We start from the raw sequence: 18,241 nt of genomic DNA on the forward strand, positions 1-18,241 counted from the left end.
TCGTGGTGACAGCGGGGCCGCGGTCGTGGTGACGGCGTGGCCGCGTCTCGTGGTGACAGCGTGGCCGCGGTCGTGGTGACGGCGTGGCCGCGTCTCGTGGTGACAGCGTGGCCGCGGTCGTGGTTACAGCGTGGCCGCGGCGGACTTGATCGCGGCGGCGAAGGTCGAGACCTCCGTGTAGACGCCGGGGTAGCCGGCCCGCGCGCAGCCCTCGCCCCAGCTCACGATGCCGACCTGGATCCAGGCGCCGGCGTTGTCCTTGCGGAACATCGGGCCGCCGGAGTCGCCCTGGCAGGTGTCGACGCCGCCCTGGTCGTAGCCGGCGCAGATCTCCTCGGACGGGACGAGGTCGCTGCCGTACGCGGCCTGGCAGGAGGCGTCCGAGACGAAGGGGACGTTCGCCTTGAGGAGGTACCGCTGCTGGGAGCCGCCCTCGCGGGCCGCGCCCCAGCCGGCCACGGTGAAGGTGCCGCTGTTGTACGCGGTGGTCTCGGCGATCTTCAGGGTGGGCAGCGAGGTGATGGGGCTGGCGAGCTTGATGAGCGCCCAGTCCTTGCCCTTGCCGTTGTAGCCGGGGGCCTGGAGGACCTTGGTGGAGCGGACCTTGATGGCGCTGCTGGAGTAGAGGTCCACGACGCCGGCGGTGGCGGTGATGGAGGTGTTGGTGCCGGAGCCGCTGACGCAGTGGGCGGCGGTGAGGACGATCTGCGGGGTGATCAGGGAGCCGCCGCAGCCCATGGAGAGCCGGACCATCCAGGGGAACTCGCCCTGGGCGGCGCGGGTGCCGCCGACGACCGGCGTGGGGGCGGCGGTGGCGGTGGAGACGGGCTGGAGGCTGAGCGCGGCGAGCGCGACGGCGCCGGCGGCGGCGAGTTTCTGCAGGGTGCGGACGAGTCGGTTCTTCTGCACGGTCTGCCTTCTCTCGTGGGGGGTTCGTGCATGGGGGGTTCGCGGCCCTGGCGGTGGGGTGCGCACGGATCGCGGACGGTGTCGACCCCGGCCGGAGTGACATGCGCCCGTCAAGGCATGTCCGGATTATGGACAGTCCTCAACTGCCGCCACAAGGAAGCCTTTTCGGCCAGACGCCATGGCCGGACCGTACAGTGGAGAGGGAGGGGGAACGCCCATGACGGACCGACACAGGGCCGACCGGGTCGGCCGCGACACCCACGGGGTGGAGCACGGCTTCCCCCATCGGGAGGCGGTCCGGGCCTCGCTCACCGCGCTCTACCGGCGCCTCGGGCCCACCGGCGTCGGCCGCTACCCGGCCAGCGTGGCCGCCGCGGACGTGGCCCTCTCCCCCGGCGAGGACCCGCTGCTCGGCGCCGTCCGGGTGGCCCGGGTCCTGGTGCGCCACCTGCGCCTCCCCGAGGCGCCGACGGTGGTGACCTTCCGGACGATGGAGCACGCCGCCACCGTCGAGCCGGCGGCCGGACCCGCGTACGCGGTCGAGCTCAACGCGCGCTTCCGGGCCCGTCCCCGGGACATCGGCGCCGCCCTCGCGCACGAGCTGACCCACGTCCTGCTGCACCGCCTCGACCTGGGCTTCCCCGACACCGGGCGGAACGAGATCCTCACGGACGTGACGGCCGCGTACCTCGGCGCCGGATGGCTGCTTCTCGACGCCTTCCGGCAGGACGGCGCCGAGAGCCAGAAGCTCGGCTACCTCACGCCGGAGGAGTTCGGCTGGGTCCTCGCCCAGCGGGCCGCGCTCTTCGGCGAGGACCCGTCCCCCTGGTTCACCAGCGCGGCCGCGTACGAGGCGTGGCGGCGCGGCCGGGCCGAGGCGGAGCGGGAGCGGCGGCTGCCGCCGCTGGCCGGCGCGACCTGGACCGCCCGCCGCCGCTACGCCCGGGACCGGCGCCTCGGCCGGGCCGCGCCCGGCGCCCCGTACGCCTTCGACGGCGGCGCGCCGGCCACGGCCGTGGCCTTCCCCTGCCCGGTCTGCCGCCAACGCCTCCGCGTCCCCGCCGACCGCCCCCTGCGCGCCCGCTGCCGCCTGTGCGGGACGCTCCTGGACTGCGCGGGCTGACCGCGCCACCGGTGGAAAATGCCGCGACTCCCCCGTCACCTGCGGCGACAATACGGACATGACGCGGAGCTTCGAAGACCTGGTGGCGGAGGCCGAGGCGGCCCCGATGGAGGGCTGGGACTTCTCCTGGCTCGACGGGCGGGCCACCGAGGAGCGTCCCTCGTGGGGCTATCAGCGGCTGCTGGGCGAGCGGTTGGCGCGGGCCTCGGCCGCGCTCGACATCCAGACCGGTGGCGGCGAGGTGCTCGCCGGGGCGGGAAGGCTGCCGGCGCTGACGGCCGCCACCGAGTCCTGGCCGCCGAACGTGGCGAAGGCGACCCGGCTGCTGCACCCGCTCGGCGCCGTCGTCGTCCACGACGAGGACGAGCCGCCGCTGCCCTTCGGCGACGCGGCCTTCGACCTGGTCGTCAGCCGCCATCCGGTGACGGTGTGGTGGGAGGAGATCGCGCGGGTGCTGCGCCCCGGCGGCACCTACCTCTCCCAGCAGGTGGGCCCGGCCAGCGTCTTCGAGCTGGTGGAGTACTTCCTCGGACCGCAGCCGGCGGAGATCCGACGCGCCCGGCATCCCGAGGACGCGCGGCGGGCCGCCGAGGCGGCCGGCCTGGAGGTGGTGGACCTGCGGGCGGAGTCGCTGCGGACCGAGTTCCGGGACGTGGGCGCGGTGGTCTGGTTCCTGCGGAAGGTGATCTGGATGGTGCCGGGCTTCACCGTGGACGCGTACCGCGAGCGGCTCCGCGAACTGCACGGGCGGATCACCGAGGAGGGTCCCTTCGTCGCCCGCACCACCCGCTTCCTCATCGAGGCCCGCAAGCCCTGACCGGCGGTGGAAGGAAGGTGCGGCGGGAGCGGACGGGGGGTCAGGATGGGGGGATGAGCACGCTGTTCGACGCCATCGCGGACGGGGACGAGGACGCGGTCGTCCGGGCCCTGCGGGCGGGGGCCGATCCCGAGGCCGCCGAGGACGGGGAGACCGTCCTCTACCGCGCCGCCGTCGCCGACGAGCCGGGGATCGTCCGGCTGCTGCTCGCCGCCGGCGCCGACCCGGGCCGGCCGAGCGGGCCGGACGGCGGCGACCTGCCGCTCTGCGGGGCGGCCTGCGGCGGGCACGCGGAGACCGTGCGGGCGCTGCTCGCGGCGGGCGCCGGGCCCGACCAGGAGGAGGAGTTCGGCTTCACCGCGCTCGCCTGGGCGGTGCGGCTCGGGCATGCCGAGGTCGTCCGGGTGCTGCTCGCGGCGGGGGCCGACGCCGATCGGGTCGGCCCCGACGGGCTCGCCCCGCTGACCGCCGCCGCCCGGCGCGGCTCGACCGCCTGCGTACGGGCGCTGCTCGACCACGGCGCGCGGGACGCCGAGGCGGCGCTGCGGGAGGCGCGGCGGTGGATCGGCGTCGACATGGCGGCCGAGCTGCGGCGCGGCCTGGTCGCCGGGAACGGCGGTGGGGAGACGTACGAGGCGGCGGTGCGGCGGGTCCGGGAGGACGGCGGGATCACCGTCGTCGTCGAACTGCTGCGGGAGGACGGCCGGCCCGGGCGCGGGGACGAGCGGCAGACCGGGCACGCGGCCGTCGCGACCCTCCTGGAGGCGGCGCTCGGGCGGCGTACCCCGGCCGAGGAGCTGGCCACGCGGGCGCTGCGCCGCGGGGACCCGGAGCTCGACGACTGGACGACGGCGGTGGACGAACTCGCCGGGCGGGCCGACGAGGAGACCTTCGTGGCCGCGGCCGGCTGGTGCGCCGACCGCGATCCGCTGCGGCGGGCGCTCGGCGCCCGGGTCCTCGGCGCGCTGCCCGGGTTCGCGGCGAGCGCGGTGCCGGTGCTGCGGCGGCTGGCGGCCGGGGCGGCGGGCCCGGCGCGGGAACCGCTCCTGTCGGCGGTGACCGCGCTCGGGACCTGCGCGCGACCGGACGCGGTGCCGGAACTGCTGGCCGCCGCGGCCCATCCGGACCCGGAGGTGCGGCGGGCGGCGGCGGGAGCGCTGGCGGGGCTCGTGCCGGCCGGCGACATGGACGCGCTGGGGGTGCTGCTCGCGCTCAGCCGGGACGGGGACGCGCGGGTGCGGGACTGGGCGGTGCTGGCGCTCGCCGAACTGCCGGACGACACGCCGCTGGTGCGGGAGGCGCTGGCGGAGCGGCTCGCCGACCCCGATCCGGAGACGGCGGCGGAGGCGGCCCGCGGGCTCGCGATCCGCCAGGACCCGCGGGCGGTGGACGCCCTGGCGGCGGTCCTGGCGGACGGCGCCCCGGACGGCGCGCCCCGCGAGACGGCGCTGGCCGCCCTGGAGTTCGTGCGCGACGCCCGGGTCAGGACCCGGCTGGAGTGGATCCCGCCGCGCCGACGCTAGGCCGGCGCGGGGTCGCGCCCGGTCACGCGCCCTCCGTCACCGCCGTACGCGGCAGGCCCGGGCTCAGCAGGGCCGTGACCGCGTAGGCGCCGAGGACCCAGGGGAGGGCCGCCGCGAGGGAGAGGCCGGCGAAGCAGGCGGTGCCGACGACGGCCGCGCCGAGGGCACCGCCGAACTGCTGGGCGGTGGAGAAGACTCCGGAGGCACCGCCGGCGAGTTCGGCGGGGGCGGCGGAGAGGACGATGTTCACCAGCGGGACGACGAGGAGTCCGAGCCCGGCGCCCGCGATCACGAGGCCGGGGACGAGCGGCCAGGCGGCGGTGGCGTGCGGGGAGGCGTGCTCCGCGCCCCCGGACGGCAAGTCTTTCGTTCGAGCGAACGAAATGAATTTTGCTAGGCTGCCGCCATGAGCGAGCAGACCCCGGACGGGCGGGCCCAGGACAGACAGGGTCAGGACAGGCGGGAGCGGGCGGAGGTCGTCGCCGCGCTGACCACCGCCGGCCGCGACTCCAGCGCGGCCTCGGTCGCCTTCCACTCGGCCATCGCCGCCCGGCAGGACCTCGGCGCCACCGAGACCAAGACGCTCGACCTGCTGGAGCGGCACGGCCCGCTCACCGCGAAGGAGCTGGCCGGGCACTCCGGCCTCGCCCCCGCCTCCGTCACCGGCCTCGTCGACCGCCTGGAGCGCAAGGGGTACGTGCGCAGGGTGAAGCACCCGACGGACAAGCGCCGGGTGCTGATCGAGCCCCGCCCCGAGAAGCTGGCCGAGCTGGCCCCCCTCTTCGACGACTGGGCCCGCGAAGTGCACGAGCTGTACGAGGAGTTCAGCACCGCCGAACTGCGGACGGTGCTGCGCTTCCTGACCGGCGCCACCGAGCGCCAGCGCGCCGCCACCCGCCGCCTCTCGGACGCGGAGGACTAGGGCGCACCCTTTGGTCCGGCCCGACCCGAGAGACACGACCTGCCCCATGGACCGGCTGCGGCGGCTCCGCGAGGGCCAGGAGCATGCGGGCGGTCTCCCCGTCCCCGCCGGGGCCCTGCCGGCCGGCGAGCGTGAGCGCCCGCCCGAGGACGCGGCCCGCTCCGGTGACGACGACCGGCCGGTCTTGGCAGATCCCCATCCGATCCCTCCCTCACGGCTGTCGTGACGTCGCGGTCGCTCCGGTACGGACCGGCGGCGGCGCTCCGTGGGCCCGGCTGCCGTTCCGACGGGGGCGGGCTCGCCTCTCCCCGTCCGGCCCGTCGGCTGCTACCTTCCTCACCGGAAGCCGCCTAACAAACGTTTGGTCGGACATGGCCGACGCGCCCCGCATGTCCGCACCCCGCGCCCGACCGCACCCCTTTCCCCCTCAGCAAGGGAGTCCGCATGTCCCTGTCGAGACGCGCACTGCTGACCACCGCCGGGGCCGCCGCCCTCGGGGCGGCCCTCGCGCCGTCCGCCTCCGCCGCCGCCCGCCCCGGGCTCACCACCCCGATCCGCCAGATCCCGCTCCAGGGCGCGGTGAACGTCCGCGACCTGGGCGGGTACCCCACCTACGACGGCGCTCGGGTCCGGCACGGCCTCGTCTACCGGGCCGACCACCTCGGCAAGCTGACCGACGCCGACGTGACCACGCTCGGCGGGCTCGGGCTGTCCCGGGCGATCGACTTCCGGATCCCGCTGGAGGTCGGGTACGACGGGGCCGACCGGCTGCCCGCCGGGGTGACCGCCGTCTCCCGGCCGGTCACCGACCACGGCCTCTTCGGGCAGCTGCTCGCCGCGATCGGCTCGCGCGACCCGGTGCGGCAGGAGGAGATGCTGGGCGGCGGCCGCGCGGCGGCCTTCATGACGGACGTGTACCGCACCTTCGTCACCGACGCCGCGAACCGGGACGCCTTCGGGCGGACCCTGCGCGAACTGGCCGCGCCCGGCACGGGCCCGGTGCTCTACCACTGCACCGCGGGCAAGGACCGCACCGGCTGGACGAGTTGGCTGGCCCTGCGGCTCGTCGGGGTGCCCGAGCAGCTCGCCACCGAGGACTACCTGGCCTCCACCGCGATCCGCGCCGCGCACGACGCCCGGGTCCGCGAGGGCCTGAAGGCGGCGGGCCTGATGCAGAACCCGGAGCTGATCGTGCCGCTCCAGGAGGTCCGCCCGGAGTACCTGGACGCGGCCCTCGCCGAGGTCCGCTCCGGCTACGGCGGCCTGTACCGCTATGTGACGGCCGGCCTGGGCCTGGACCTGCGCGCCCTGACCGGGCTGCGGGAACGGCTGGCCGGCTGACGCGGGCGGGCGCGGCCCGTGCGGGGGCCGCGCCCGCCCGCGTACGACGCCCCCGCCCGCGTACGACGCCCCCGCCCGCGTACGACGCCCCCGCCCGCCCGGCGGACCGGCCGGCCGGGCGTCAGGCGCGTACGGCGATCCCGTCCAGGACCATCGACAGGTACTGGCGGGCGATCTCCTCGGGCCCGTGGTGCCCGCCCGGCCGGTACCAGGAGGCCGCGACCCAGACGGTGTCGCGGAGGAAGCGGTAGGTCAGCCGGACGTCGAGGTCGGCCCGGAACACGCCGTCCGCCACCCCCCGCTCCAGCGTGCCGAGCCACGCCTTCTCGAACCGGCTCTGCGAGTCCGCGAGATAGGCGAACCGGGGCAGGTCGGTGAGGTGCCGGGACTCCTTCTGGTAGATGGCGACGGCGGCGCGGTGCCGGTCGATCTCGCGGAAGGACTCGGTGACGAGCGCCTCGACCGTCTCCCGGGGGCCGAGACCGGCGGCGAGGACGGCGTCGTACCCCTCCCACAGCTCGGTGAGGAAGGTGGAGAGGATCTCGTCCAGCATCGACTCCTTGGAGTCGAAGTGGTAGTAGAGGCTGCCGGCGAGCATGCCGGCGGCGTCCGCGATCTTGCGGACGGTGGTGGCGTTGTAACCCTGGGCGGCGAACACCTCGGCGGCGGTGTCGAGGAGTTCGCGGCGCCGCTCGGGCGCGGCGGCGTTCACCTGGTTCTTCTTCTTGGTCGCTGACACCCGCCCATTGTCGTCGGTCCGGGGCGGCCGGCGGCGGGCTCAGCCGTCCTCGCGCGGCGGGGCGTCGTCGTTGCCGCGCCGCAGGGTGCGGGGCGCGCGTCCCGGGCGCCAGGTGGTGAAGCAGATCTCGTCACCCTCCACCCAGGTCCGTACGACCTCGGCGGGCTCCACCCGAAAGAGGTGGAAGGGCAGCGGCGCCCCGGCCTCCTCGGCGTACCGGGCGACCTCGGCGGGGTCGGTGACCTCGACGGCCCGGCCGGAGATCCGTACGTCCCCGCCGCCCATGCCCGTGCCGGCGCCCGGGTTGGCGAGCAGCGAGAACCGCGGGTCGCGCCGCAGGTCGAGCGCCTTCCGGGAGTTCGGCATCATGCCGAGCCACAGCTCGCCGCCCCGGAAGTCGGCCTCGATGCCGCTGAGCCGCGGCGAGCCGTCCTTCCGGAGGGTGGCGAGGGCGTGGTGGGTGTACTGCCCGAAGCGCTCCCGCACGGTGGCGGCGAGAACGGGTTCGGCGGCCTCGAAGGCCGCCCAGGTGAGGGTTCCGGTGTCGCTCATGGTCCCAGCCAACACCGGATACCCGACATCTTCCGTCCGGATTGCTCCGGGCGTTTCAAAGTCCGCCCCCGCCGGAACGGTCAGGAACCGGCCCGCTCCGCCTTGCTGCGCTCCACGCAGAACTCGTTGCCCTCCGGGTCGGCCAGCGTCGCCCATCCGGTGCCGTCCGGCTTCCGGTGGTCGCCGACCAGCTTCGCCCCGAGCGCGAGCAGCCGCTCGACCTCCTCGTCGCGGGTGCGGTCCTGCGGCTGGATGTCGAGGTGGACCCGGTTCTTGACGACCTTCGGCTCCGGGACCTGGATGAAGAGGAGGCCGGCGCCCTCCGACTCCACCAGGGCCTCGGGGTCGCCGGGCCGGTCGTCGTCGGAGACCTTGCTGCCGAGCACCTTCGCCCAGAACGTGGCGAGGGCATAGGCGTCGGCGCAGTCGATGGTCACGTGGCGTACGAGAGAGCTCATGGCGTCATGATCCCCCGGCCGTCCGGGCGGCGGCCAGCGCATTCCGACCGCCCGTCACCCGGTGGCGTCCGCCAGGCTCTTGCCCTCGGTGGCGGCGACCAGGGCGGCCAGCGAGGAGCGGGCGCCCTGGAGGTCGTGGATCCGGGCGTCGATCTCGTCGAGGCGGGCCACCAGGAGGGGGCTGAGGCAGGGCTCGATCTCCGCCTCGCTGCCGCAGACGCAGTCCAGCACCTCGGCGATGACCCGGGTGGGGAGGCCGGCGCCCAGGAGGGCGCGGATGCGGCGGACCACGGCCGGGGCGTCGGAGCCGTAGCGGCGCTGGCCGCCCGGGGTGCGGTCCGGGACGAGCAGGCCCTGCTCCTCGTAGTAGCGGAGCAGCCGGATCGCGACGCCGGTCTCCTTCGACAGCTCACCGATCTTCATGTGATCCCCCTCACAACGCCCTGGCGGGACTTGAAGCTCACATCCGTGTGAGCTCCTAGCGTCTCCTCCATGACGACGAACACGAACGACTCGAACGCCTCCATCCTCTCCGGGACTTCCGTCCTCCCCGAGCTGCCCGTCCTCTCCGAGACCTTCCGGATCGGCGGCGACCTTCCGGTCCGCCGCATCGGCTACGGCTCCATGCGGCTCGCCGACGGCCCCGGCGACCCGACCGGCCCCGAGGCGCGGATCTGGACGGCGCCGGCCGACCGTGCGGCGGCGGTCCGGCTGCTGCGGACCGCCGCAGAGGCGGGCGTGACGCTCTTCGACACGGCGGACGCGTACGCGCTGGGCGCGGGCGAGGAGCTGCTCGCCGAGGCGCTCGCCCCGTACCGGGACGAGGTCGCCGTCGCGACCAAGGTGGGCGTGGTGCGGCCCTCCCCCACCGAGTGGGTGCCGCTGGGCCACCCCGCCTATCTGCGCCAGCAGGCCGAGCTGAGCCTGCGCCGGCTCCGCACCGAGCGGATCGACCTGCTGTACCTGCACCGGCTGGACGAGAACGTGCCGGTGGCCGAGCAGGTCGGGGCCCTGCGGCGGCTCCAGGAGGAGGGGAAGGTCCGGCACATCGGCCTCTCCGAGGTGACGGTGGCGCAGCTGACCGAGGCCGAGGCGGTGGCGCCGGTCGCGGCAGTGCAGAACCTGTACAACCTGGCGGCCCGCGACCACGAGGCGGTCCTGGAGCACACCGCCGGGCGCGGGATCGCGTTCGTGCCCTTCTTCCCGATCGCGATGGGCGGGCACACGGATCCGGAGGGGCCGGTGGCGGCGGTGGCCCGCGAGGTCGGGGCCATCCCGTCGCAGACGGCGCTGGCCTGGCTGCTGCACCGGGCGCCGCACGTCCTGCCGATCCCGGGCACCTCCTCCGAGCACCATCTGAAGGAGAACCTGGGCGCGCTGGACGTACGGCTCACGGACGAGCAGTTCGCCCGCCTGTCGGCCGTGCCGGCGTCATGAGCGGACGATGCCCTGGGCGCGGGCGGCGGTGAGCCAGCGGGGGAACTCGGCGACCAGCCGGTCGTACAGCTCCGCGTCCGCGATCCGGCCGGGGTCCTTCCCGGCGTGGAAGAAGCCGGAGTTGTCGACGCACCGCCGCTCGGGGACGGCGAGTTCGTCGAGCCGGCGCAGGAAGTCGAACTGCTTGCTGCCGGGGTCGCCGAAGCCGACGAACTGCCAGAAGAGCGGCAGCCGGGCCGCCTTGCAGACGTACCGCTCGGCGGCCAGCCGGTTGATGGGGCCGCCGTCGGTCTGGAAGACGACGAGGGCGGGCGCGGTGGCCCCGCTGTCGAGGTAGTGGTCGATGACCGCGTCCATGGCGAGGTGGTAGCTGGTCTTGCCCATGTGGCCGAGCCCGGCGACGATCCGGTCGACCCGGCCCTGGTGGTCGTCGAGCCGGATCTCGGTCTCGGCGTCGACGTCGGTGGAGAAGAAGACGACCGGCACCCGGCCGTCGTCGTCGAGCTGGGCGGAGAGCCCGAGGACCCGGTCGGCGAGCGCCTGGACGCTGCCGTCGTTGTAGTACGGCTTCATCGAGCCGGAGTAGTCGACGACGAGGTACACCGCCACCCGCTGCCCGTCGACGCCGTGCCGCCGCAGCGACTCCCCGGCCGTCTTGTACAGACTGACCAACGCGGGCGCGGTCTCCTCGACCTTGCGCAGGCTCAGTGCCATGTCGGCGCTCCCCCTCGGCTCTCTCGGCCTTCTCGGCCCTCTCGGTGTCCGCGAGCATGGCATCGGCGTGGTCGCGGTGGCCGGCCGGGGACCTCGCGGACGCGGACGGGCTCCAGGAGGTGGCCGGGCCAGAGCCGCGGCGGCGGCCCGTGCTTGAGGACGGGCGGATCGACGGGGCGGTTCCGGCCCGGGCGGTCGGTCGTGTGTCCGGCGGTCTCCGGGCGGCGCGACCGGCGCGGCGATCGCCTCCGGGGCGGGTCAGCGGGAACGCGCCACGACGCCCGCCCCGTCCTTGGTCGGGGACGGTGGGGCGGGCGTCGTGCAGTTCCGTACGCCGTTGTACGGGACGTTCGGGGGTGCGTCAGACCAGCAGGGAGCGGTCCGTCGGGCGGATCGGGGCCGGCAGGGAGCTGGCGCCGGTGAGGTAGCGGTCGACGCCGCGGGCGGCCGAGCGGCCCTCGGCGATGGCCCAGACGATCAGCGACTGGCCGCGGCCGGCGTCGCCGGCGACGTACACGCCGTCGACGTTGGTGGCGAAGTCGGCGTCGCGGGCGATGTTGCCCCGCTCGTCGAGCTCGACGCCGAACTGCGCGACCAGGCCGTTCTGGACGTCGGTGCCGGTGAAGCCCATGGCGAGGGTGACCAGCTGGGCGGGGATCTTCCGCTCGGTGCCCGGCTTCTGGGTCAGCTTGCCGTCGACGAACTCGACCTCGACCAGGTGGAGGTACTGGACGTTGCCGTCCTCGTCGCCCTCGAAGTGGGTGGTGGAGACGGAGTAGACCCGCTCGCCGCCCTCCTCGTGCGCCGAGGTGACCTTGTAGAGCATGGGGAAGGTCGGCCAGGGCTGGTTGGCGTTCCGCTCCTCGCCCGGCTTCGGCATGATCTCCAGCTGGGTGACGGAGGCCGCGCCCTGGCGGTGGGCGGTGCCGACGCAGTCGGCGCCGGTGTCGCCGCCGCCGATGACGACGACGTGCTTGCCCTCGGCGGTGATCGGCGAGGCCACGAAGTCGCCCTCGACCACCTTGTTGGCGAGCGGCAGGTACTCCATCGCCTGGTGGATGCCCTTGAGCTCGCGGCCCGGCACGGGCAGGTCGCGGGCGGTGGTGGCGCCGGCGGCGACCACGACCGCGTCGAACCGCTTGCGCAGGTCGGTGGCGGTGATGTCGCGGCCGACCTCGATGCCGGTGCGGAACTTGGTGCCTTCCGCGCGCATCTGCTCGATGCGGCGGTTGATGTGCCGCTTCTCCATCTTGAACTCGGGGATGCCGTAGCGCAGCAGGCCGCCGATGCGGTCGGCGCGCTCGTACACGACCACGGTGTGGCCGGCCCGGGTCAGCTGCTGGGCGGCGGCGAGGCCGGCCGGGCCGGAGCCGATGACGGCGACGGTCTTGCCGGAGAGGCGCTCGGGCGCCTGCGGCTTGACGTCGTTGGCGTCCCACGCCTTGTCGATGATGGAGACTTCGACGTTCTTGATGGTGACGGCGGGCTGGTTGATGCCGAGGACGCACGCCGACTCGCACGGAGCCGGGCACAGGCGGCCGGTGAACTCCGGGAAGTTGTTGGTGGCGTGCAGGCGCTCCTGCGCGGCCGACCAGTCCTCGCGGTAGGCGTAGTCGTTCCACTCGGGGATCAGGTTCCCGAGCGGGCAGCCGTTGTGGCAGAACGGGATGCCGCAGTCCATGCAGCGGCCGGCCTGCTTGCTGATGATCGGCAGCAGGGAACCGGGGACGTAGACCTCGTTCCAGTCGCGGACGCGCTCCGCGACGGGACGGGTCTCGGCGACCTCGCGGCCGGTGGTGAGAAAGCCCTTCGGGTCAGCCATGGGTCGCCGCCTCCATCATCTTCTCGGTGGTCTCCTGCTCGGAGAGACCGGCGAGCTCAGCGGCGTCCTTGGCGGCGAGCACTGCCTTGTACGTGGTCGGGATGATCTTGCTGAAGCGGCTCACCGCCGCGTCCCAGTCGGCCAGGAGCTTCTCGGCGACGGTGGAGCCGGTCTCCTCATGGTGGCGGCGCACGACGTCGTGCAGCCACGCCTTGTCGGCGTCCGACGGGGTCTCGATCGCCCCGTGGTTGCCGGAGTTGACGTTCGACCGGTCGAGGTCGATGACGTAGGCGACGCCGCCGGACATGCCCGCCGCGAAGTTGCGGCCGGTCTCGCCGAGGACGACCGCCGTGCCGCCGGTCATGTACTCGCAGCCATGGTCGCCCACGCCCTCCGAGACCACCAGGGCGCCGGAGTTGCGGACGCAGAACCGCTCGCCGGTGCGGCCGCGCAGGAAGAGCTCGCCGCCGGTGGCGCCGTACGCGATGGTGTTGCCCGCGATGGTGGAGTACTCGGCCAGGTGGTCGGCGCCCCGGTCCGGGCGGACGATCACGCGGCCGCCGGAGAGGCCCTTGCCGACGAAGTCGTTGGCGTCGCCCTCCAGGCGGAGGGTGACACCGGCCGGCAGGAAGGCGCCGAAGGACTGGCCGGCGGAGCCCGTGAAGGTGATGTCGATGGTGTCGGCCGGGAGGCCGGCGCCGCCGAACTTCTTCGTCACCTCGTGGCCGAGCATGGTGCCGACCGTGCGGTTGATGTTGCGGATCGCGACCTGGGCGCGGACCGGCTGGGCCTCCTCGGCGGAGGCGGCGTTCAGCGCCTCGGCGGCGAGCTGGATCAGCTGGTTGTCGAGCGCCTTCTCCAGGCCGTGGTCCTGCTCGACCAGGGCGTGGCGGACCGCGCCCTCGGGCAGCTCCGGCACGTAGAAGAGCGGCTCCAGGTCGAGGCCCTGCGCCTTCCAGTGCGAGACGGCGCGGCTGGTGTCGAGCAGCTCGGCGTGGCCGACGGCCTCCTCGATGGAGCGGAAGCCCAGCTCGGCGAGGAGCTCGCGGACCTCCTGCGCGATGAACTCGAAGAAGTTGACGACGTACTCGGCCTTGCCGGAGAAGCGGTCGCGGAGGACCGGGTTCTGGGTGGCGATGCCGACCGGGCAGGTGTCGAGGTGGCAGACGCGCATCATGACGCAGCCGGAGACGACGAGCGGCGCGGTCGCGAAACCGAACTCCTCGGCGCCGAGCAGCGCGGCGATGACGACGTCGCGGCCGGTCTTCAGCTGGCCGTCGGTCTGCACGACGATCCGGTCGCGCAGGCCGTTGAGCAGCAGCGTCTGCTGGGTCTCGGCGAGGCCGAGCTCCCAGGGGCCGCCCGCGTGCTTCAGCGAGGTCAGCGGGGAGGCGCCCGTACCGCCGTCGTGGCCGGAGATCAGGACGACGTCCGCATGGGCCTTGGACACGCCGGCCGCGACCGTGCCGACGCCGACCTCGGAGACCAGCTTCACGTGGATGCGGGCCGAGGGGTTGGCGTTCTTCAGGTCGTGGATCAGCTGGGCCAGATCCTCGATGGAGTAGATGTCGTGGTGCGGCGGCGGCGAGATGAGGCCGACGCCGGGCGTCGAGTGACGCGTCTTGGCGACCCACGGGTAGACCTTGTGGCCGGGCAGCTGACCGCCCTCGCCGGGCTTGGCGCCCTGGGCCATCTTGATCTGGATGTCGTCGGCGTTGACCAGGTACTCGGAGGTGACGCCGAAGCGGCCGGAGGCGACCTGCTTGATCGCGGAGCGGCGCGCCGGGTCGTACAGGCGCTCCGGGTCCTCGCCGCCCTCACCGGTGTTCGACTTGCCGCCGAGCTGGTTCATGGCGATGGCGAGGGTCTCGTGCGCCTCCTGGGAGATGGAGCCGTACGACATGGCGCCGGTGGAGAAGCGCTTGACGATCTCGGAGACCGGCTCGACCTCGTCGACGGAGATCGGGGTACGGCCCTCGGTGGCGAAGCCGAAGAGGCCGCGGAGCGTCATCAGGCGCTCGGACTGCTCGTTCACCCGGTCCGTGTACTTCTTGAAGATGTCGTACCGCTTGTTCCGCGTGGCGTGCTGGAGGCGGAAGACGGTCTCCGGGTCGAAGAGGTGCGGCTCGCCCTCGCGGCGCCACTGGTACTCGCCGCCGATCTCCAGGGCGCGGTGCGCGGAGGCGATGCCGGTGGCCGGGTACGCCTTGGCGTGCCGGGCGGCGACCTCCTTCGCGATGACGTCCAGGCCGGCGCCGCCGATCTTGGTGGCGGTGCCGTTGAAGTAGCGGGCGACGAACTCCTCGTCGAGGCCGACGGCCTCGAAGACCTGGGCGCCGCGGTAGGAGGCGACCGTGGAGATGCCCATCTTCGACATGACCTTGAGGACGCCCTTGCCGAGGGCGTAGATCAGGTTGCGGATGGCCTGCTCGGGCTCGATGTCCGACAGGAAGGTGCCGGCGCGGAGCAGGTCCTCGACGGACTCCATGGCGAGGTACGGGTTGACCGCCGCGGCGCCGTAGCCGATGAGCAGGGCGACGTGGTGGACCTCGCGGACGTCGCCGGCCTCGACCAGCAGGCCCACCATGGTGCGCTGCTTGGTGCGGATGAGGTGGTGGTGGACGGCCGCGGTGAGCAGCAGCGACGGGATCGGCGCGTGCTCGGCGTCGGAGTGCCGGTCGGAGAGGACGATCAGGCGGGCGCCGCCCTCGATCGCCGCGTCGGCCTCGGCGCAGATGGCGTCGATGCGGGCGGCGAGCGCCTCGCCGCCGCCGGAGACCCGGTAGAGGCCGGAGAGCGTGGCGGCCTTCATGCCCGGCATGTCGCCGTCGTGGTTGATGTGGATGAGCTTGGCGAGCTCGTCGTTGTCGATCACCGGGAAGGGCAGGGTGACCGAGCGACAGGAGGCCGCGGTCGGGTCGAGCAGGTTGCCCTGGGGGCCGAGGGAGGAGCGGAGGCTCGTCACGAGCTCTTCGCGGATGGCGTCCAGCGGCGGGTTGGTGACCTGCGCGAACAGCTGGGTGAAGTAGTCGAAGAGGAGCCGGGGGCGCTCGGAGAGGGCCGCGATCGGCGAGTCGGTGCCCATGGAGCCGATCGGCTCGGCGCCGGTGCGGGCCATCGGGGCGAGGATGACGCGGAGCTCTTCCTCGGTGTAGCCGAAGGTCTGCTGGCGGCGGGTGACCGAGGCGTGGGTGTGCACGATGTGCTCGCGCTCGGGGAGGTCGGAGAGTTCGATCTCCCCGGTCTCCAGCCACTCGGCGTACGGCTGCTCGGCGGCGAGGCCGGCCTTGATCTCGTCGTCCTCGATGATGCGGTGCTCGACGGTGTCGACGAGGAACATCTTGCCGGGCTGGAGGCGGCCCTTGCGGACGACCTTGGCGGGGTCGATGTCGAGGACGCCGACCTCGGAGGAGAGGACGACGAGGCCCTCGTCGGTGACCCAGTAGCGGCCGGGGCGCAGGCCGTTGCGGTCGAGGACCGCGCCGACCTGGACGCCGTCGGTGAAGGTGACGCAGGCGGGGCCGTCCCAGGGCTCCATCATCGTGGAGTGGTACTGGTAGAAGGCGTGCCGCGCGGGGTCCATGGAGTCGTGGTTCTCCCACGCCTCGGGGACCATCATGAGGACGGCGTGCGGCAGCGAGCGGCCGCCGAGGTGGAGCAGCTCCAGGACCTCGTCGAAGGAGGCGGTGTCGGAGGCGTCCGGGGTGCAGATCGGGAAGATCCGGTCCAGGCCCTTGCCGCTCTTGCTCTCGCCGAAGACGTCCGTGGCGAGCTGGGCCTCGCGGGCGGTCATCCAGTTGCGGTTGCCCTTGACCGTGTTGATCTCGCCGTTGTGGGCGACGAAGCGGTACGGGTGGGCGAGCGGCCAGCTCGGGAAGGTGTTGGTGGAGAACCGGGAGTGGACGAGGGCGACGGCGGAGGCCAGGCGCCGGTCCGACAGGTCCGGGAAGAAGGGCTCCAGCTGCCCGGTGGTGAGCATGCCCTTGTAGACGAGGGTGCGGGCGGAGAGCGACGGGAAGTACGTCGCGGCCTCGCGCTCGGCGCGCTTGCGGAGCGCGAACGCCTTGCGGTCCAGCGCGATGCCGGTGGACTCGCCGTCGGTCACGAAGACCTGGCGGAAGGCCGGCATGGTGGAGCGGGCGGTGGCGCCGAGCAGACCGGGGGCCACGGGCACCTCGCGCCAGCCGAGGACGGTGAGGCCCTCGTCGGCGGCGATCGCCTCGATCGCGGCGGCGGTCTCGTCGGCGCCGTCGACGGGGAGGAAGGCGGTGCCCACCGCGTACGCGCCGGCCTCGGGCAGCTCGAAGCCGGTGACCTCGCGGAAGAAGGCGTCCGGGACCTGGAGCAGGATGCCGGCGCCGTCACCGGAGTCGGGCTCGGAGCCGGTGGCGCCGCGGTGCTCGAGGTTGCGCAGTACGGTCAGCGCCTGCTCGACCAGCGCGTGGCTGGCCACACCGGTGAGGGTGGCCACGAACCCGACACCGCAGGCGTCGTGTTCGTTACGGGGGTCGTACATGCCCTGGGGGGCGGGGCGACCGTCCATGGGCGACCAGGCGTCGGAACGCATCGGCTCTCCCGTCGTCGTCGTGGCATATGCAGATGCCGAGGGACGACGTTGGCCCTCCGCGAAATTTCGTGCAGGTTACATGATGGCGTGCTTCTCGCCTAGCGGATAGCCCGTTCCAGCATGCGGACACCTCCGCCACGGAGCGGTGGTGCGCGGTCACCTGTTCTCTCGGGGTGCGGGGACAGTGACTGCACCGTGACTGTTCCGCGGGGGACGGAGCCGTACCGGCTCGTCCGGGCAGGGCTTCATTGCCCCGCGACGCTTCAGCCTCTTTCCCGTTGGTCACGGGTTCGAAACCGCCGGGTAACCGGCTACATATGTGGCGTCCTGCATAGTGTCTCACCGCCGGACGGGTTGCGACCAGGGATATTCGTCACAGCGAGGATGCGCCCTTTACCCCGTGATGTCACCCCGAAAAGCCCGAAAGGCCCCGTGCGGGGGCCTCTCGGGCTTCTGCGGTGGTACGGATTCCGTTCCGCCGGGCGCACCGGAGAACCGGAGGTCACGGGCGTCGCCGGCACCCCCTCGGGAGGGGCTAGACGGCCGCGCCGATGAGCATGCCGAGCCCGTACGTGACGGCCGCCGCGGCGCCGCCGAGCACCAGCTGGCGCAGGCCGCTGAACCACCAGCCGCGCGCGGTGACCCGGGCGACCAGCGCACCGCAGGCGAAGAGGCCGAGGAGCGCGAGCAGCACGGCCGGCCAGAGCGCGGTCGCGCCGAGCAGGTACGGCAGCAGCGGCAGCAGCGCGCCGAGCGCGAAGGAGCCGAAGGACGAGACGGCGGCGACGAGCGGCGACGGCAGGTCGTCGGGGTCGATGCCCAGCTCCTCGCGGGCGTGGATCTCCAGCGCCTGCTCGGGGTCCCGGGAGAGCTGCATCGCGACCTCGCGGGCGAGCGCGGGCTCGACGCCGCGGGACACGTAGAGGGCGGCCAGCTCCTCCATCTCGTCGATCGGGTGCTTGCTCAACTGCACGCGCTCCACGTCCAGTTCCGCCTGGACGAGCTCGCGCTGCGAGGCGACGGAGGTGTACTCGCCGGCCGCCATGGAGAAGGCTCCCGCCGCCAGTCCGGCGAGTCCGGTGATGACGATCGTCTGCGAGGAGACCGCACCGCCGGCGACACCGGTCATGAGTGCGAGGTTCGAGACCAGGCCGTCCATCGCGCCGAAGACGGCGGGCCGCAGCCAACCGCCGTTCACGTCACGGTGGGTGTGGTTGTCCCGGTGGGCCTCGTGCAGCGGTGCCTGGGCTTCGATGATGGACATGCCTCTCCCCTCGTTCCGGCGGGCCGGGTCGGTCCGCCACCCCCAACACCCTC

16 protein-coding genes are annotated in these 18,241 nt (G+C 73.6%); 6 read left to right on the forward strand and 10 right to left on the reverse strand.

Annotated elements, in window-relative coordinates; translation table 11 throughout:
* Positions 1-123 precede the first annotated feature (123 nt).
* Positions 124-909 (reverse strand): S1 family peptidase, encoded by a 786-nt coding sequence (locus tag ABFY03_RS10135; RefSeq protein ID WP_346169729.1) that lies wholly within the window; start codon positions 907-909, stop codon positions 124-126.
* Between the two features lie 217 nt (positions 910-1,126).
* On the opposite strand from ABFY03_RS10135, the gene ABFY03_RS10140 reads away from it, so the two are divergent.
* Genes ABFY03_RS10140 through ABFY03_RS10150 form a run of 3 tightly spaced genes read left to right on the forward strand, consistent with a single transcriptional unit; the run spans position 1,127 to position 4,372 of the window.
* Positions 1,127-2,032 (forward strand): hypothetical protein, encoded by a 906-nt coding sequence (locus tag ABFY03_RS10140; RefSeq protein ID WP_319013797.1) that lies wholly within the window; start codon positions 1,127-1,129, stop codon positions 2,030-2,032.
* Positions 2,033-2,090: 58 nt separating this feature from the next.
* Positions 2,091-2,849, forward strand: coding sequence for a class I SAM-dependent methyltransferase (locus ABFY03_RS10145; protein ID WP_319013796.1), 759 nt, complete (start codon positions 2,091-2,093; stop codon positions 2,847-2,849).
* Positions 2,850-2,902: 53 nt separating this feature from the next.
* Positions 2,903-4,372: an ankyrin repeat domain-containing protein gene (locus tag ABFY03_RS10150; RefSeq protein ID WP_319013795.1), complete on the forward strand. Its 1,470-nt coding sequence runs from the start codon at positions 2,903-2,905 to the stop codon at positions 4,370-4,372.
* A gap of 22 nt (positions 4,373-4,394) precedes the next feature.
* Here the strand turns inward: ABFY03_RS10150 and ABFY03_RS10155 are convergent, their stop codons facing one another.
* Entirely contained in the window at positions 4,395-4,733 is a 339-nt protein-coding gene (locus tag ABFY03_RS10155) for an MFS transporter (protein WP_346169730.1), read from the reverse strand.
* 45 nt (positions 4,734-4,778) lie between these two features.
* Here ABFY03_RS10155 and ABFY03_RS10160 point away from each other — a divergent pair, with 45 nt between their 5' ends.
* Positions 4,779-5,294, forward strand: a complete 516-nt coding sequence (locus ABFY03_RS10160; protein WP_319013793.1) for a MarR family winged helix-turn-helix transcriptional regulator — start codon at positions 4,779-4,781, stop codon at positions 5,292-5,294.
* Positions 5,295-5,738: 444 nt separating this feature from the next.
* Positions 5,739-6,635: a tyrosine-protein phosphatase gene (locus ABFY03_RS10165; protein WP_346169731.1), complete on the forward strand. Its 897-nt coding sequence runs from the start codon at positions 5,739-5,741 to the stop codon at positions 6,633-6,635.
* A gap of 121 nt (positions 6,636-6,756) precedes the next feature.
* Here the strand turns inward: ABFY03_RS10165 and ABFY03_RS10170 are convergent, their stop codons facing one another.
* The 4 genes from ABFY03_RS10170 to ABFY03_RS10185 all read right to left on the reverse strand — a co-directional run bounded on the left by ABFY03_RS10170 (position 6,757) and on the right by ABFY03_RS10185 (position 8,807).
* A complete protein-coding gene (locus tag ABFY03_RS10170) occupies positions 6,757-7,374 on the reverse strand; it encodes a TetR/AcrR family transcriptional regulator (protein WP_346169732.1) in 618 nt (205 codons plus the stop codon).
* Positions 7,375-7,413: 39 nt separating this feature from the next.
* Entirely contained in the window at positions 7,414-7,926 is a 513-nt protein-coding gene (locus ABFY03_RS10175; protein ID WP_319013790.1) for a pyridoxamine 5'-phosphate oxidase family protein, read from the reverse strand.
* Positions 7,927-8,006: 80 nt separating this feature from the next.
* Entirely contained in the window at positions 8,007-8,384 is a 378-nt protein-coding gene (locus ABFY03_RS10180) for a VOC family protein (RefSeq protein WP_319013789.1), read from the reverse strand.
* A gap of 54 nt (positions 8,385-8,438) precedes the next feature.
* Positions 8,439-8,807 (reverse strand): MerR family transcriptional regulator, encoded by a 369-nt coding sequence (locus tag ABFY03_RS10185; protein ID WP_319013788.1) that lies wholly within the window; start codon positions 8,805-8,807, stop codon positions 8,439-8,441.
* Positions 8,808-8,876: 69 nt separating this feature from the next.
* Here ABFY03_RS10185 and ABFY03_RS10190 point away from each other — a divergent pair, with 69 nt between their 5' ends.
* Positions 8,877-9,821 carry an aldo/keto reductase gene (locus ABFY03_RS10190; protein ID WP_346169733.1) on the forward strand — a complete coding sequence of 315 codons (945 nt, stop codon included), beginning with the start codon at positions 8,877-8,879 and terminating at the stop codon, positions 9,819-9,821.
* Here the strand turns inward: ABFY03_RS10190 and ABFY03_RS10195 are convergent.
* From ABFY03_RS10195 to ABFY03_RS10210, 4 genes are all read right to left on the reverse strand, one after another.
* Positions 9,816-10,535, reverse strand: a complete 720-nt coding sequence (locus ABFY03_RS10195; RefSeq protein WP_031002614.1) for a VWA domain-containing protein — start codon at positions 10,533-10,535, stop codon at positions 9,816-9,818. The genes ABFY03_RS10190 and ABFY03_RS10195 overlap by 6 nt on opposite strands.
* 361 nt (positions 10,536-10,896) lie before the next feature.
* A complete protein-coding gene (locus tag ABFY03_RS10200) occupies positions 10,897-12,357 on the reverse strand; it encodes a glutamate synthase subunit beta (RefSeq protein WP_346169734.1) in 1,461 nt (486 codons plus the stop codon).
* Positions 12,350-16,924, reverse strand: a complete 4,575-nt coding sequence (gene gltB / locus ABFY03_RS10205) for a glutamate synthase large subunit (RefSeq protein ID WP_319013785.1) — start codon at positions 16,922-16,924, stop codon at positions 12,350-12,352. Before gltB ends, ABFY03_RS10200 begins: the two co-directional genes overlap by 8 nt.
* Positions 16,925-17,459: 535 nt before the next feature.
* Complete coding sequence (locus ABFY03_RS10210; RefSeq protein ID WP_319013784.1) at positions 17,460-18,188, reverse strand: VIT1/CCC1 transporter family protein; 729 nt, start codon at positions 18,186-18,188, stop codon at positions 17,460-17,462.
* Positions 18,189-18,241 lie beyond the last annotated feature (53 nt).

Source organism: Streptomyces roseofulvus (assembly GCF_039534915.1).
Taxonomy (GTDB): domain Bacteria; phylum Actinomycetota; class Actinomycetes; order Streptomycetales; family Streptomycetaceae; genus Streptomyces; species Streptomyces roseofulvus.

Bases quoted from the DNA above. Each gene is read 5' to 3' on its own strand.
- ABFY03_RS10140 (WP_319013797.1), top strand. From the start codon at position 1,127: ATGACGGACCGACACAGGGCCGACCGGGTCGGCCGCGACACCCACGGG.
- ABFY03_RS10145 (WP_319013796.1), top strand. From the start codon at position 2,091: ATGACGCGGAGCTTCGAAGACCTGGTGGCGGAGGCCGAGGCGGCCCCG.
- ABFY03_RS10150 (WP_319013795.1), top strand. From the start codon at position 2,903: ATGAGCACGCTGTTCGACGCCATCGCGGACGGGGACGAGGACGCGGTC.
- ABFY03_RS10160 (WP_319013793.1), top strand. From the start codon at position 4,779: ATGAGCGAGCAGACCCCGGACGGGCGGGCCCAGGACAGACAGGGTCAG.
- ABFY03_RS10165 (WP_346169731.1), top strand. From the start codon at position 5,739: ATGTCCCTGTCGAGACGCGCACTGCTGACCACCGCCGGGGCCGCCGCC.
- ABFY03_RS10175 (WP_319013790.1), bottom strand. From the start codon at position 7,926: ATGAGCGACACCGGAACCCTCACCTGGGCGGCCTTCGAGGCCGCCGAA.
- ABFY03_RS10180 (WP_319013789.1), bottom strand. From the start codon at position 8,384: ATGAGCTCTCTCGTACGCCACGTGACCATCGACTGCGCCGACGCCTAT.
- ABFY03_RS10185 (WP_319013788.1), bottom strand. From the start codon at position 8,807: ATGAAGATCGGTGAGCTGTCGAAGGAGACCGGCGTCGCGATCCGGCTG.
- ABFY03_RS10190 (WP_346169733.1), top strand. From the start codon at position 8,877: ATGACGACGAACACGAACGACTCGAACGCCTCCATCCTCTCCGGGACT.
- ABFY03_RS10195 (WP_031002614.1), bottom strand. From the start codon at position 10,535: ATGGCACTGAGCCTGCGCAAGGTCGAGGAGACCGCGCCCGCGTTGGTC.
- ABFY03_RS10200 (WP_346169734.1), bottom strand. From the start codon at position 12,357: ATGGCTGACCCGAAGGGCTTTCTCACCACCGGCCGCGAGGTCGCCGAG.
- gltB (WP_319013785.1), bottom strand. From the start codon at position 16,924: ATGCGTTCCGACGCCTGGTCGCCCATGGACGGTCGCCCCGCCCCCCAG.
- ABFY03_RS10210 (WP_319013784.1), bottom strand. From the start codon at position 18,188: ATGTCCATCATCGAAGCCCAGGCACCGCTGCACGAGGCCCACCGGGAC.